Source organism: Alistipes sp. An54, from assembly GCF_002159375.1.
Lineage (GTDB): Bacteria > Bacteroidota > Bacteroidia > Bacteroidales > Rikenellaceae > Alistipes > Alistipes megaguti.
On the sequence record NZ_NFIA01000017.1, the window covers coordinates 1 to 13,980 of the forward strand.

Below are 13,980 nucleotides of genomic sequence, written 5' to 3' on the forward strand. Positions count from 1 at the left end.
TCCGGCAGCACAAAGGGATTCAGGAACTCCGTGTTGCTCGTAAGGGTCACCTTCAGCGCTCCGGCCTCGCCCTTCTTCGTCGTGATCATCACGGCGCCGTTCGCCGCCTCCGAACCGTAGAGGGCCGCGGCCGCAGCACCCGTCAGCACCGAGATCGACTCGATGTCCTCAGGGTTGATGTCGGCAATGGCCTCCGTCGCGCCGCGCGAATCGAACTCCGTGCCGCCTCCGCCGCCGAAATTGTACATCGGGATACCGTCAATGACGTACAGCGCGTTCGACGACTGCGAGATGGACTTGTTACCGCGCAGGACGACCTTCGTGGCGCCGCCCACGCCCGACGACGAGGCATTGATCGTCACGCCAGCCACCTTGCCCGAGAGCGAATTCATGAAGTTGGCATCCTTGACCAGCGTGATGTCCGATGCTGCAACCTGCTGGACATTGTACGAGAGAGCCTTTTCCTGGCGTTTGATACCCAAGGCCGTCACCACGACCGACTCCACCTCAACGGCCTCGGGCTTCAGCACGATGTCGAACGTCGAGCGGTTGCCGACGGCCAGCGTCACGGTCTGATAGCCGATAAAACTGACCGACAGCGCGGGTTGTTCGACCGTCGAGGGGATCGTCAGCGTAAACGAGCCGTCGATACCGGTGGTCGTTCCGACGGTCGTGCCGTCGATGAGAACCGTGGCACCGATGACCCCCGCACCGTCGGCGTCCTTCACCACACCCGAAATCGCCGAGGGGGGGGGACGGCGGCGGGACGCTTCGCCAGAACGATGTTCGGCACGGAGACCCGGTACGTGATGTCCGTATTGCGGAAGAGTTGTGCGAGGGCCTCGTCCAGCGGGCGCGCATCAATCCGCAGCGTGACCGTACGCTCCGTATCGATGTCATCGGTATAAAGGAAGAGGAATCCGGTCTGTTTTTCGATTTCGTTCATGACGGTTTTCATCGGGACATTCGTCATGTCGAGCTTCACCGTCACGCTCCGATTCTGGGCCCGGGCGACCGAAAAACCCAAAAATACGGCCAAAACAAGAGTAATCAGGCATTTGACTTGCCTAATACTTGATTTTTTCATAAATTTGTTAAAAGGATAAATAGGTTAGCGATCAAGGTCTGTTTGTCCTTCGATCCGCGGGTGCTGCCACATCCGCGGATTTTTCATGACGTACAGTGGCTTAGAACAAGGGAAAGGAGTTCAATTCATAGGCATTCGGCTTCGTCGGTGAATATAAATGGTATTGGTTTCGTTGTCGTGCGCATAGGTGAAGTCCGAGGTCATCATCTGCAGCAGATCCAGGGCGTGGTCAATGCCATACGAAACGCGGATCTTGCCGTGATAGCGGCGGTCGGTCAGGTTGCCGGGGCCCTCGACGACGATCTGCACGCCGTAGTAGCGTTTGAGTTTGTCGATCACCTCGCCGAAGGTCAGTCCGTTGAGGTTCATCAGACCGTCGATCCAGCGGAAATCGTCCGGATCGGAGATCTTCTCGAGCTGCAGATGGCTGTCGACGAGATTCGCCTCCTCGTTGGGCGAGAGGATCAGGCTCTCGTCGGCATGCTCCCGGTTGCGGATCTTGAGCCGGCCCTCGAGCAGGGCGGCCGAGAAGCTGTGGCTGTCGGCATCGGCCAGAATGTTGAACTTCGTGCCGAGCACCTCGGCCTCGCAGGCGAAGGTCTCGACCACGAAGGGCCACGAGGCATCGTGTTCGACCTCGAACATCGCCTCTCCGGAGACTCGGACCTGGCGCCGGCGGGAGGAAAACAGGGTCGGATATTCGAGTGTCGAGCCGGCGTTGAGCCAGACGTGCGAGCCGTCGTTGAGGGTCACGGAGATGCTCTGCCCGTTCGGGGCGGTGATGGCCATGAACTCCTGCGAACGCAGATCCATCGCCCGGTGGCTCAGCAGCTGCCCGATACCCAGCCCCACCAGCAGTCCGGCGGCGATGCCGGCGCTCCAGCGCAGGGTCCGCCGCCAGCGGGACATCGGACGGCGAAGGGTCGCGGCAGGCTGTTCCGCAGGGCCGAGGAGGATTGCCACGTTCGAGAGGTAATCCAGGCGGTCGAGGCGGCGCTGATTTTCGGGCGACGCGTCCAGCCAGTCGAGCACCTCGACGAGCTCCTTTTCCGAGAGCTCGTTGCGCAAATATTTCTGAAGTGTGAGATCGTCCATCTTTTCGGCGTTGTATAAGGATAACAAACAACCGAAGGGGATGAGTAGTAAAAAAAACGATTTTTTTTCATTTTCCGGAGGAATCGGCCCTCAGAGCCATTCCGGGGCGGGTTTCGACGGCGAAAAATTTCGGGCCCGGAGATCCGCTCCGCCCCCTCCGGAGCGAAGAGTCCGGGAGGGGCGTTCGGAAAGGGGCGATAAAAAAAGGAAAGCGGGGACGGTCCGCACCGAAGGGAAGGTCCCGGGCGGTCAGAAGCGGTTCGAAAACAGCCAGAAGATGAGTGTGGCCGGCAAATAGTCCTTCAGCGCCTCGCGCAGAAGATCCAGCGCCCGCCGCATCTCGAAATTGACCCGGCTGACCGTAATGCCCAGCCGGTCGGCGATCTCCTTGTAGGTCAGCCCCTCCTGGCGGCTCAGCAGAAAGACGCGGCGGGTCATCTCGCCCATGCGGGCAATGGCGCCACCGGACAGCAGGCGGATCTCCTTCGAAAAGATGCGGTCCGGATCGCAGGCCGAGAGCGAGCGCACGTCGGCCATGAGCAGCCGCTGGCGGGTCGAATGGAGATCCTGTTCGGCCAGACGATGACGGAGTTGGGCGTTGAGATGGTTCAGACAGCGGTTCTTGACCGAAGTAAGGATATAGGCCGGAATGTTGATATCGGCGGGCAGACTCTCACGAATCTCCCAAAAGGCCATGAAACTGTCCGAAACGATATCCTCGGCCACTGCGGCATTGCGGACATAACGACACGCTACGGCGACAAAACGGGGTTTGAATTCGGAGAAGAATTGCCCGAATTCGGCAGGAGTAAGCAAGAGTTGCAACCGTCCGTTTTCCATCACCCTATGTTTCGTCCGACAAATGAGGTCCCGACTACGTTGTACAGATCCGGCCGCCGAAACCGGGAGGGTCCGAACAGGCCTTCCCATGCACTTCGACCGGATCTCCAGCAAAGGTAATCTTTTTTTACCAAATGCAACCACTTTTTTACGGCACATACGGGCTGTTATGCCGCTCCATGCAGTTCTCCATTCACAATCAGCAACATATAGACACAACGCGCAGTCCGACGGATTTCCGGCCCGTTTCTTGCGGGGGCATGCGTCGATGACCACCAACCGCCCCACCACCGATACGCCCGCCGCGCGGGAAGCGCTGCTGCGGCGCCTTGCCGGGAGAATCCAGCCCGTCAATGCCGCCGCCACGTGCGTCGGCGTACTGCTGGCCTATCTGGTGGGGACCTACGTCACCGGCCCCTTTCACGCCGCCTCGCACTGGATGGGGGCCATGCTGGCCTGCACGTCGGTGGTGGTCGTGCTGCAGAAGCCCGGACTCAAACAGTCGCTTCCGGTCGGCTGGATGCGCGTGCTGGGGACCTTCATCGGCGCCCTGATCGCCTTCTGCTACCTGAGCATCTGGCACTTCTCCGTCGCCGGGATGCTCCTGACGATCTTCCTGCTCGAGATCGTCAGCATGCTGCTCGGCATCTACGTCAACGGACACATCGCCACCATCACGCTGATCGTCATCCTGCTCATCTCGCAGGAGAACCCCCGCCTGCCACCGGCCATCAACTGCCTGCTGCGTTTTCTGGAGTCGGTCGTCGGCGTGGGGATCGGACTGGGAGTGATGTGGGTCTCGGAGTGGTGGCAGCAACACCGGCAGGCGAAAAACGCCCCGCCGACGGGCGGATAACCAGGTCCGGGCCAGGGAGCGGATAACCGGGCCGGAGCCGGCGACAGAGCCCCCCAATACGGAACCGCTTCGTCCGCCGCTGCAATCCGGCACGTCCATTTCGCGCGCCGATTTGCATTTTCCGATCCGATTCCCTATATTTGTCCCCGACGGGTCGGCGAACACGCGCGGAATCTGCCGCAGCCCCCCGTTTGAAAAGAGGTTACGAAATGCCCCGAAGATGATGGCAGCCATGAATCAGATGATATGTTGTTGTGCAGCGATTGCCAATCGTTGCCGCCGCATCGTGCCTGCTGCCGCGCGGAGGCCGGGACCTCAAAGCGTCTGAAAACCGCATTTCCCAAACAAACATTCAATTCACCCATACGAACGGGGGCAGCAGGAGTTGACTGCAGCCCCCGTTTTCGTATCCAAACCCGAAAAGAGATGGAAACAATCGCAAACTCCGTACTGGAACTCATCGGCCGCACACCGCTGGTCGAACTGCAGCGCCTCGGCCGCCGGACAGACGCCGCGGCCCGCATCGTGGCCAAAGTCGAATCGCGCAACCCCGCGGGGAGCGTCAAGGACCGCGTGGCGCTGGCCATGGTCGAGGCGGCCGAGGCGCGCGGCGAACTGCATCCCGGCGCCACGATCATCGAACCCACGAGCGGAAATACCGGCGTCGGGCTGGCGTTGGTGTGCGCCCTGAAGGGCTACCGGCTCATCCTGACCATGCCCGAGACAATGAGCATCGAACGGCGGCGCCTCGTGGCGGCCTACGGCGCGCGCGTGGAGCTGACGCCCGGTGCCGAAGGGATGGCCGGGGCCATTGCCCGGGCCCGGGCGCTGCAGGCCGGGATCCCGGGGTCGGTGATCCTCCAGCAGTTCGAGAATCCGGCCAACCCCGAACGCCACTACCGCACGACGGGCGACGAAATCTGGCGCGACACCGATGGACGGGTCGATCTCTTCGTGGCAGGGGTCGGGACCGGCGGCACGGTGAGCGGCACGGGCCGCCGCCTCAAGGAGCTGAATTCGGCGGTGGAGATCGTCGGCGTGGAGCCCGCCGCGTCGCCCGTGCTGTCGGGCGGGCAGCCGGGGCCCCACCGCATTCAGGGCATCGGGGCGGGATTCGTCCCGGCGAACTTCGACCCGACGGTCGTCGACCGCATCCTCCGCGTCGACGATGCACAGGCCATTGCCGCGGCACGGATGCTGGCCCGATGCGAGGGGCTGCTGGCCGGCATTTCGTCGGGGGCCGCCCTCTGGGCCGCGCTGCATCTGGCCCGTCAGGAGGCGCTGCGCGGCAAGACGATCGTCGTCCTGCTACCCGACACCGGCGAACGCTACCTCTCGACCGCCCTCTACGATTTCGACAACTTCAAGGCCGACCTTCAGTTATGAGAATCACCCCCGCTACCCCACAGCCGCAGCGTCCCGCGGGCGCTGCGGCCCCGGCCGGACTCTCCGACCGGCAGCTGCGGCAACTGGCCGCACGCCTCACGGCGCACGATCCGCACATTCCCGTCCTGGCTGCCGCCGGGATCGACCCCACGGCGCTGGAGCGCATCGTCGAAGGGTTCCGCTCGGTGGTCTTCACCGGGTATTTCGACCGGCGGCCCCCCGAAGTGCAGCTCACCGAGCTGGCCGGGCACCTCACCCGGCAGTGCGCCCGGGCCTTCGCCGTCTTCCACGGCCGCACCCCGGACAACGACTTCCCCGACGCCTCCGCCCCATTCGAATCCACCTCCGGAGAAGGTGCGGATGCGATGCCGCGCGCGAGCGACGCCGCCACGTCCGACACAGCGGCCGAACGGTTCGGCGCGGAGACGGCCCGCCGGCTGCTCGAAATGCTGCCCGAACTGCGCCGCCGGCTGGGGACCGACGTGCGGGCGGTCTGCGACGGCGATCCGGCGGCGTCGGGCTGCGAAGAGGTGATTCTCTGCTACCCGGCGCTGGTGGCCATGACCCACTACCGGCTGGCCCATGCGCTGTGGGAGTCCGGGGTTCCGATCCTGCCGCGGATGATCACCGAACGGGCCCACTCGATGACGGGAATCGACATCCACCCCGGAGCCGTGATCGGCGATTCGTTCAGCATCGACCACGGCACGGGCGTCGTCATCGGCGAAACCTGCATCATCGGCAGCCACGTACGACTCTACCAGGGGGTGACGCTCGGCGCCAAGAGTTTCAAGTTCGACGACGAGGGGCACATCCTGCGCGAGGCACGCCACCCGATTCTCGAGGACCGTGTGGTGGTCTACTCCAACTCGTCGATTCTCGGGCGCGTGCGCATCGGCCACGACTCGGTCATCGGCGGCAACGTCTGGCAAACCACCGATCTGGCCCCTCACTCGCGGGTCGTCCAGGGACGGGCCACGATCTCGACCTTCGAGAACGGCGGCGGGATCTGACGACGGGCGGCAACGGACAGCGACAGGAGAACGGCAGGAGAACGGCCGCAACGGCAAAATCCGGCCTCCGCGGAAGCCCCGACCGACCCGAAAATGCGTTTTTCTCCCCGGCGGCGGATCAACCTGCGCTCAAAATCACTACCTTTGCGCCCCGGACCGATCCGTCGCCGACGGGTAAGGCCGCGGCATACCGGCATCCGTCCCTTCTTCGCCCGGCATGCCCTTACGCCGCCCCGCTACCCGCAACGATGCACCCGCCCCGCAAAATCTGACAAGCGATGAACGAAAGTGAGAATCGAACGGCACGCCCCGTTCTCTGGAACAGCAACTACGTGAAGGTATGGATCGCCAACTTCATGCTCTTCTTCGCATTCTATCTGCTGGCGCCGCTGCTGCCGCTCTACCTGCGCGACACCTTCTCGGCCGGCAAGGCCATGATCGGCATCGTACTGAGCGGATACACCCTCACGGCCCTATGTGTCAGACCATTCAGCGGCTTCGTGGTTGACACCTTCCCCCGCAAGAAGGTACTTCTGATCTGCTACTTCTGCTTTGCGCTCTTCTTCGCCGGGTACTTCATCACCGGATCGCTCGTCCTGTTCGCCGCCATCCGCACGCTGCACGGCGCACCGTTCGGCGCCACAACCGTCGCCAGCAGCACCATGGCCGTCGACGTGCTCCACCCCGAACGCCGCTCCGAAGGTATCGGCTACTACGGCCTGAGCAACAACATCGCCATGGCCATCGGACCCTCGATGGGCCTCTACATCTACCACACGATCCACAACTTCGAACTGCTCTTCACCCTCTCGCTGGTGATCGCCTTCGCGGGACTCGCCATCGACTCGACGATCCACTGCCGCGAACGACAGCCGATCCGCCGCGAAAGCAAGGTCTCGCTCGACCGTTTCGTCCTGCTCAAGGGGTGGAGCGAAGGGATCTGCATCGCCGCCTTCGCCTTCTCGTTCGGCGTCATCTCGACCTATATCGCCATCTACAGCCAGGAGGTGCTGCACATCACCTCGGGATCGGGCACCTTCTTCATGCTGCTGGCCGTGGGACTGATCCTCTCACGGCTGGTCGGAAGCCGCTCGCTGCGCGAGGGGAAGATCGTCCAGAATGCCTCAGCCGGCATGCTGATGTCGATGTGCGGCTATCTGGTCTTCACGGCCGTGCCGAACCTCTACGGCTACTACGCCGCCGCCCTGATGATCGGCCTCGGAAACGGCCACATGTATCCGGCCATGCAGACCATGTTCATCAACCTGGCCCCGCACGAACGCCGCGGTACGGCCAATTCGACGATCCTCACCTCGTGGGACCTCGGCGTCGGGATCGGCATCATCGGCGGCGGCAGCGTCGCCGAACACCTGGGCGGCTACGGGGCGGCCTTCTGGCTGGCCTTTGCCGTCAATGTCATGGGCGTACTCTTCTTCTTCGCCTACGCCCGCCGCAGCTTCCTGCGCAACCGCCTCCGCTGACCCTCCCCCGGACCGGACAGAGACCGGACAGAGACCGGACAGCCCCGTCACAAAAGGTCATTTTGATAAATTATCGCACCTTTTGAACACTTTCCCCGCTGTTGGTGGTGCCGTCGTTCCCGGTCTTTGCCGGTCTACCGAACGGATTGAACGACGGTTGGCACCTTACCGATGCGGACTCGCTCTGCGGAATCGGTATCGCGCAGGTAGACAAAATCCAGGGGGGGGGAAAAAAAAAAAATTTTTTTCCGACACCCCGCACCCCGTCCGGTAATCCGGTCGTAGTTGCCGTCATCGACGGCGGATTCGACGTCTCGCACCCCGATCTGCGCGACCGCGTGTGGACCAACCCCGGCGAGATCCCCGCCAACGGGTGTCACCGCCGCCCTGCGCATCGTGGCCACACGCCCCTCGATGGCCCGTCGCAAGGCGCCGTGGACAACGGCGCCTGGGTCATCAACATGAGCTTCGGCAAATACCTCTCGCCACACGCCCGCGAAGTGGCACGCGCCATCCGCTACGCCGCCCGGCGGGACGTGCTGGGTGAACACTTCGAATTTGTCGGTGAGCCCGAATTTGTCTACGGCAAGGGCAAGCTGACGGTCCCCGTCCAGCTGAAGTTCCTCAAGAAGGAGGAGGGCAAGGACAAGATCGTACTGAAGGTCGATCCGTCGGCCGTCCAGTATGCAGCGGGCGATCCGGGCGAGTGCACCATCACGATCGTCGGTTCGGACTACTTCAAGATCGAAGGTACATGGTATGTCTACCAGCAGCCGACCGGCAAGGAGGCGATGAAAGGTTACCGGTACTTCAGCGACGATGCCTTCACGGGATTCCCGGCAGCCACTGAGGCCGACACCTTCACCTTCGATACGGAGAAGAACGTGCTGACCACCTCGCTGCAGTCCGATCTGAAGAACTTCTTCGGTGAGACCTGTAACAGGGTCCCTGCGGACAAGGAGTGCTCTGTCAGAGACATCTCTGATCGAACGATCGAATACCAACTTCTGCTGATCGATCCGGACAACTGCAACCGCGACTTCTCGGCCACGTCGACCGGCGCCGACAAGAATGCCTACATCGGCATACGCCTGGTCAAGGAGCAGGACACCAATGAAGACACACTGGAGCTCTACCTGTTGGACGACCAGCCGACCTCGTTCCTCGCCTTCCTCACAGCGTATTACATGGACAACGATACACGCCCCGTGGCCACTACGTCCAGCGTTTACAGGCTCTTCTATCCGAAGAAACAGAAGTAGCTGAAAGACAGGGACAAAATCCGACGAGGGGCGGTGATCAGCGGATCGCCGTCCCTTTGTTTGTGCTCTGAAAGGTCTTCCGAAAAGGTGTTCCGAAAGGGGACAATCTGCTCCGATCCGGCCACAACAGACCGCCGCAATGTCCCGCGAACCGAATTTATGCGTATCTTTGTCGGAAGAGAAAAATCTGCTGAGACATGAAACGCATCATCAATCCCTGGCGCGGCATGGAGGGGTACCGCTGCTACGGTTGCGACCCTCACAGCCCCGAGGGGCTTCGCATGGAGTTCTACGAAGACGGCGAGGAGATCGTCAGCCTCTGGCACCCGCGCCCCGAATTCCAGGGTTGGGTCGACACGCTGCACGGCGGAATCCAGGCCACGCTGGCCGACGAGATCAGCAGCTGGGTGGTCTTCCGCAAGTTCCAGACCAGCGGCGTAACCACCCGCATGGAGGTGCGCTACCACCGCCCGATCCACACCTCGGATGACCACATTGTGCTGCGGGCCCGCGTCGAGGAGCAGCGTCGCAATCTGGTGCGCATCGCCGTGCGCATCACCGACAGCGAGGGGCGTCTCTGCACCGAGGCCACGTGCGTCTACTTCCTCTTCCCGAAGGAGAAGGCCCGCGAGGAGTTCCACTTCTGCGACTGCGGGGTCGAGGAGGGCGATTTCGATCCCCTGAACGCCCACTCCGAGGCCGGGAAATAGGCGTTACGGCAAGTTCCCGGACCGGTGCAGCCAGAGGTCCCGGAACCGGGCGAAATACGCTCCGAAACAGCACAGGACACCTCCGGCCGGCAAAACCGACTTCCGACGACAAGCAAACACGACGGAAAAGGCCGGATCTCCCGATTGACGGGGGATCCGGCCTTTTCATGTGCCGAACGGAGCGGAAGCCGTGGGAAGCCGTGGGAAGCCGTGGGGGCGTATGGGGGCGTATGGGGGAACCCGGAGAGCCTCGGGAACATCCCGAAGCCCTCGGGAGCCCGGCCCCGGAAGGGCGTCAACCGACTTTCATCACGTTGTCGATACCCAGATTCTTGTAGGTGTCGGCCAACTCCTCCTCGCTACGGTCGGAGATCACCAGCAGTTTGTCGCCCACCATCAGTTCGGTATTCCCGCGCGGGACGAAATATTCGCCGTTGCGGCAGACCATCATCACCAGCGTATTCTCGGGCAGCGAGATATCCTTGAGCGTATGGCCCGCATCGAGCATGCCGGCGTTGACCTCCACTTCGGTCAGCGCCGACTTCATGTCGTCGTGGTGCATCTCGACGTTGAAGGCCGATTCACGCTCATCGAAGGCCAGCCCCAGCAGGTTGGCCATGCCGCTGACGGTCGTGCCCTGGATGACGAGCGAAAGGATCGTCGAGAGGAAGACCACGTTGAAGAGCAACTCGGCATGCTCGATGCCGGCCATCATCGGATAGGTGGCGAAGAGAATCGGCACCGCACCGCGCAGCCCGACCCACGAGATGTACCACCGGGCCCGGGTCGAGAAGTTGCGGAAGGGCAGCAGGCAGGCGAAGACCGACACCGGACGCGCCACCACGATCATGAACAGACCGACGGCGCCGCCCAGCATCAGCACCTCGGGACGCAGCAGTTCGTCGCTGTTGACGAAGAGGCCGAGGGTGAGGAACATGACGATCTGCATGAGCCACGTGAAACCGTCGAAGAAGACCGTAAGCGGCCGTTTCTGGACGATCTTGTGGTTGCCGACGACCAGACCCGCCAGGTAGACGGCCAGATAGCCGTTGCCCTTGATCAGGTCGGTAAAGGCAAAGGCGAAGAAGATAAAGGCCAGCAGCAGCACCGAATAGAGCGAATGGTTGACCAGATTGATCTTGTTAAGGGTCCAGACCGCCAGCCGTCCGATCAGATAGCCCGACAGGGCGCCCACAACCAGCTGCACAACCAGATAGACAAGCCCCATGCCGAAGCCGACGTTGCCCTCCGAGGAGTTGCTCAGCACGCTGATCAGCAGCACCGTCAGCATGTAGGCCATCGGGTCGTTCGAGCCGCTTTCGAGCTCCAGCAGCGGTCGCAGGTGCTGTTTGAGGCCCTGCTTCTTGCTTCGCAGGATGGAGAAGACCGAGGCCGAGTCGGTCGACGATATCGTGGAGGCCAACAGCAGCGCCATCGGGAACGACATCTCGAATCCCATCCACGGCGCCACGAGCCAGACAAATCCGGCCAGCACCGCAGCCGTCAACACCACGCCGACCGTCGCCAGCACAATACCCGGTCCGAGAACGGGACGTATCTCCTCGAAGGAGGTGTCCATACCGCCGGTGAAGAGGATGATACAGAGCGCGATCATACCGATGAACTGCGTCATCTCGACCGAGCGGAACGAGATGAAGTGCAGTCCGAACAGCATGCCGACCCCCAGAAAGAGCAGCAGAGCCGGAGCTCCGAAACGATAGGCCACCTTGCCGGCCATCACCGCCACGAAAAGCAGCAGGGCACCTACCAATACGAAATTTTCACTTGTTATTACCATAGATATCTGATTATCATACAATTGTCACAAATTCAAGACCAAATCCGGGCAGCATCGCGGGGCTGCATGCCGGAACCGCTGCGGCCGGCCGGGGACCACTCCGCCTGCCGGCCCGGCCCCCTGTCGCAGTCGGCCGCTTACTGCGGGATGAAGATGTAGGTGATCGTCCCGCTCTGGCGGGCCGGTGCCGAGGAGTCGATGTTGAAGAGCGACACGCGGGCCGCCTCAATCGCCGCCTGACGCATGCACTCGTCACCCCCCTCGCGAATGCGGGCCGCCGTAACCTCGCCGGCCCGGTTCACCGTAATCTCGACAATCACCTCACCGCCCTCCTCGCAGCGGTAGGCCGGGATCTCCAGCCAGCGCGACGTCCGCACAGGGTTGGTCAGCGAAAACGAAACCGTCACCCGCCCCTTGACGCGCACGTCGCGATGCTCCGACTCGCCACCCTGTCCGCGGCGCTGGCGGATGGCCCGCTCCTCGGCCAACCCCTCCTCATAGGCTTCGCGGTTGGCCCGCATGCGGGCTTCGGCCCCGGCCGCCGCCTCGTTCAACTCGGCGGCATTCGTCCCGCGGTCGTCGCGCAGCTCCTCGTTGAGGGCATTCTCATTCGACGTGCGGTTGCGGATGCTGCGCCAGTCGACGGGATCCTGATCCTGCTCCTGCCGCTCACGCACCTCACGCTCCAGACGGTCGCGCTCCTGCTCCAGTTCGGCCAGCGTCTGCAGGTCGACATACATGCCCTGCTGGCTGGCCCGGCGTCCGATGACGATCTTCGACGACACGAAGACGATCATCAGCACCAGATAGGCAATCAGCGTCACACACAATCCCACCCGATGATCGTAGACCCACGTTCCGGCATCTTCGCGACGGTTGTCGAACGGGAGCTTCAGACGCGGACGCCGCGGCGCCTTCGGGGGTATCACCTGTGGATTTTCACTCATGGTTGCCGCACGGAATTTCGGACAAAGATAAGGCTTTTTTCCAAAAATTTTATACCTTTGGGCGCACAAATATATACGCTACTCCGCTTATGTCAACCAAACAATAAACTATGTCAACCAAACAACAAACCCTGAAAGCTCCGATTTCGTTCTCGGGGAAGGGTCTTCATACGGGTGTCCGCGTGAATATGACCATCAACCCCGCCGAGGCCAACACCGGCATCGTCTTCCGACGGATCGACATCGAGGGCCAACCCATAATCCCGGCACTGTGCGACCATGTGGTCGACACCTCGCGCGGCACGACCATCGAATTCGGCGGGCACCGCGTCCATACCATCGAACACGTCATGTCGGCCCTCTGGACGCTGGGCGTCGACAACGCCATCATCGACATCGACGCCGAAGAGACCCCGATCCTCGACGGCTCGGCCGCAGCCTACGCCAAGGCCATCACCGAAACCGGCCTGGTCGACCAGCAGGCCGAACGTTCGTTCTACCACGTCACCGAAAAGATGGTCTACACCATCCCCGAAAAGGGCGTGGCCATCATCCTCTATCCCGACGATGAGTTCGCCGTCTCGGTGCACGTCGATTACAACTCGAAGGTCATCGGGAACCAGTACGCCACGTTCGTTCCCGGCGACGACTACGCCGAGAAGATCGCACCCTGCCGCACGTTCGTCTTCCTGCACGAGATCGAACCCCTGATGAAGATGAACCTCATCAAGGGCGGCGATCTGGACAACGCCATCGTCGTGGTCGAGAATCCCGTCCCCGACGAACAGCTCGAACACCTCAAGAAGATCTTCAACAAACCCGACATCGAGATCAAGTCGGGCTATCTGAGCAACCTCGAACTGCGCTGCAGCAACGAACTGGCCCGCCACAAGCTGCTCGACCTGCTGGGCGACTTCGCGCTGCTGGGCGTGCGCATCAAGGGCCGCGTATGGGCCACCCGCCCCGGGCACTTCGCCAACACGGAGTTCATGAAGCAGCTCAAACACACCATCCGCAAGGCCGGCGAAAAGCCCCGCTTCACCTACGACTGCCGCAAACCGGCGCTCTACGACATCAACGACATCCGCCGCATGCTGCCCCATCGTCCGCCGTTCCTGCTCGTCGACCGCATCTTCTACTGCGACAAGACCGACGTGGCCGGCATCAAGAACGTCACGATGAACGAACCCTTCTTCGTCGGACACTTCCCCAACGAACCCGTCATGCCGGGCGTGCTGATCGTCGAGGCCATGGCCCAGTGCAGCGGCATTCTGGTCCTCAACTCGGTGCCCGACCCGGAGAACTACTCGACCTACTTCATGAAGATCGACAGCGTGAAGTTCAAGCACAAGGTCGTGCCGGGCGATACGCTCCAATTCGAAATCCACCTGCTGGAACCCATCCGCCGCGGCGTGGCCGTCGTCGAGGGCAAGGCCTTCGTCGGCGAGAAACTTGCCTGCGAAGCCGTGATGATGGCCCAGGTCGTCAAGAACAAGAAGTAATCG

General features: G+C 62.1%; 13 protein-coding genes. 7 read left to right on the forward strand and 6 right to left on the reverse strand.

The genetic code is table 11. The features are described from left to right. The 4 genes from B5G09_RS12190 to B5G09_RS12200 all read right to left on the reverse strand — a co-directional run. Positions 1 to 728 (reverse strand): TonB-dependent receptor plug domain-containing protein (locus B5G09_RS12190; RefSeq protein ID WP_241147667.1); only part of this gene is annotated, 728 nt, incomplete at its 3' end. Further along, entirely contained in the window at positions 725 to 946 is a 222-nt protein-coding gene (locus B5G09_RS14435) for an STN domain-containing protein (RefSeq protein WP_241147668.1), read from the reverse strand. The genes B5G09_RS12190 and B5G09_RS14435, both read right to left, overlap by 4 nt. Before the next feature lie 261 nt (positions 947 to 1,207). Beyond that, entirely contained in the window at positions 1,208 to 2,182 is a 975-nt protein-coding gene (locus tag B5G09_RS12195) for a FecR domain-containing protein (RefSeq protein ID WP_087405385.1), read from the reverse strand. A 249-nt stretch (positions 2,183 to 2,431) separates the two neighbouring features. After that, the gene (locus B5G09_RS12200) at positions 2,432 to 3,007 is read right to left on the reverse strand and encodes an RNA polymerase sigma-70 factor (RefSeq protein ID WP_241147669.1); all 576 of its coding nucleotides are present in this window, start codon (positions 3,005 to 3,007) and stop codon (positions 2,432 to 2,434) included. A gap of 283 nt (positions 3,008 to 3,290) precedes the next feature. Between B5G09_RS12200 and B5G09_RS12205 the strand changes: the two genes are divergently transcribed. The 6 genes from B5G09_RS12205 to B5G09_RS12230 all read left to right on the forward strand — a co-directional run bounded on the left by B5G09_RS12205 (position 3,291) and on the right by B5G09_RS12230 (position 9,730). Further along, entirely contained in the window at positions 3,291 to 3,878 is a 588-nt protein-coding gene (locus B5G09_RS12205; protein WP_162608281.1) for an FUSC family protein, read from the forward strand. A 426-nt stretch (positions 3,879 to 4,304) separates the two neighbouring features. Continuing rightward, on the forward strand, positions 4,305 to 5,264 hold the full coding sequence (gene cysK, locus B5G09_RS12210; RefSeq protein WP_087405387.1) for a cysteine synthase A: 960 nt from the start codon (positions 4,305 to 4,307) through the stop codon (positions 5,262 to 5,264). Then, entirely contained in the window at positions 5,261 to 6,277 is a 1,017-nt protein-coding gene (locus tag B5G09_RS12215) for a serine acetyltransferase (protein WP_143256559.1), read from the forward strand. Before cysK ends, B5G09_RS12215 begins: the two co-directional genes overlap by 4 nt. Before the next feature lie 278 nt (positions 6,278 to 6,555). Beyond that, positions 6,556 to 7,758 carry an MFS transporter gene (locus B5G09_RS12220; protein ID WP_087405388.1) on the forward strand — a complete coding sequence of 401 codons (1,203 nt, stop codon included), beginning with the start codon at positions 6,556 to 6,558 and terminating at the stop codon, positions 7,756 to 7,758. 146 nt (positions 7,759 to 7,904) lie between these two features. Next, positions 7,905 to 9,020, forward strand: a complete 1,116-nt coding sequence (locus tag B5G09_RS12225; RefSeq protein WP_143256560.1) for a hypothetical protein — start codon at positions 7,905 to 7,907, stop codon at positions 9,018 to 9,020. Positions 9,021 to 9,217: 197 nt separating this feature from the next. Beyond that, on the forward strand, positions 9,218 to 9,730 hold the full coding sequence (locus B5G09_RS12230) for a PaaI family thioesterase (protein WP_087311840.1): 513 nt from the start codon (positions 9,218 to 9,220) through the stop codon (positions 9,728 to 9,730). A 295-nt stretch (positions 9,731 to 10,025) separates the two neighbouring features. Here B5G09_RS12230 and B5G09_RS12235 read toward each other — a convergent pair whose 3' ends face one another. Together B5G09_RS12235 and B5G09_RS12240 are read right to left on the reverse strand one after the other, a co-directional pair. Continuing rightward, positions 10,026 to 11,528 carry a potassium/proton antiporter gene (locus B5G09_RS12235; protein ID WP_087405390.1) on the reverse strand — a complete coding sequence of 501 codons (1,503 nt, stop codon included), beginning with the start codon at positions 11,526 to 11,528 and terminating at the stop codon, positions 10,026 to 10,028. A 137-nt stretch (positions 11,529 to 11,665) separates the two neighbouring features. Beyond that, positions 11,666 to 12,475 (reverse strand): energy transducer TonB, encoded by an 810-nt coding sequence (locus B5G09_RS12240; protein ID WP_087311836.1) that lies wholly within the window; start codon positions 12,473 to 12,475, stop codon positions 11,666 to 11,668. Positions 12,476 to 12,585: 110 nt separating this feature from the next. Between B5G09_RS12240 and B5G09_RS12245 the strand changes: the two genes are divergently transcribed. Beyond that, a complete protein-coding gene (locus B5G09_RS12245) occupies positions 12,586 to 13,977 on the forward strand; it encodes a bifunctional UDP-3-O-[3-hydroxymyristoyl] N-acetylglucosamine deacetylase/3-hydroxyacyl-ACP dehydratase (RefSeq protein WP_087311834.1) in 1,392 nt (463 codons plus the stop codon). Positions 13,978 to 13,980: the final 3 nt, after the last annotated feature.

Bases quoted from the DNA above. Each gene is read 5' to 3' on its own strand.
- B5G09_RS12240 (WP_087311836.1), bottom strand. From the start codon at position 12,475: ATGAGTGAAAATCCACAGGTGATACCCCCGAAGGCGCCGCGGCGTCCG.
- B5G09_RS12220 (WP_087405388.1), top strand. From the start codon at position 6,556: ATGAACGAAAGTGAGAATCGAACGGCACGCCCCGTTCTCTGGAACAGC.
- B5G09_RS12235 (WP_087405390.1), bottom strand. From the start codon at position 11,528: ATGGTAATAACAAGTGAAAATTTCGTATTGGTAGGTGCCCTGCTGCTT.
- B5G09_RS12245 (WP_087311834.1), top strand. From the start codon at position 12,586: ATGTCAACCAAACAACAAACCCTGAAAGCTCCGATTTCGTTCTCGGGG.
- B5G09_RS12195 (WP_087405385.1), bottom strand. From the start codon at position 2,182: ATGGACGATCTCACACTTCAGAAATATTTGCGCAACGAGCTCTCGGAA.
- cysK (WP_087405387.1), top strand. From the start codon at position 4,305: ATGGAAACAATCGCAAACTCCGTACTGGAACTCATCGGCCGCACACCG.
- B5G09_RS12230 (WP_087311840.1), top strand. From the start codon at position 9,218: ATGAAACGCATCATCAATCCCTGGCGCGGCATGGAGGGGTACCGCTGC.
- B5G09_RS12215 (WP_143256559.1), top strand. From the start codon at position 5,261: ATGAGAATCACCCCCGCTACCCCACAGCCGCAGCGTCCCGCGGGCGCT.
- B5G09_RS12205 (WP_162608281.1), top strand. From the start codon at position 3,291: ATGACCACCAACCGCCCCACCACCGATACGCCCGCCGCGCGGGAAGCG.
- B5G09_RS14435 (WP_241147668.1), bottom strand. From the start codon at position 946: ATGAACGAAATCGAAAAACAGACCGGATTCCTCTTCCTTTATACCGAT.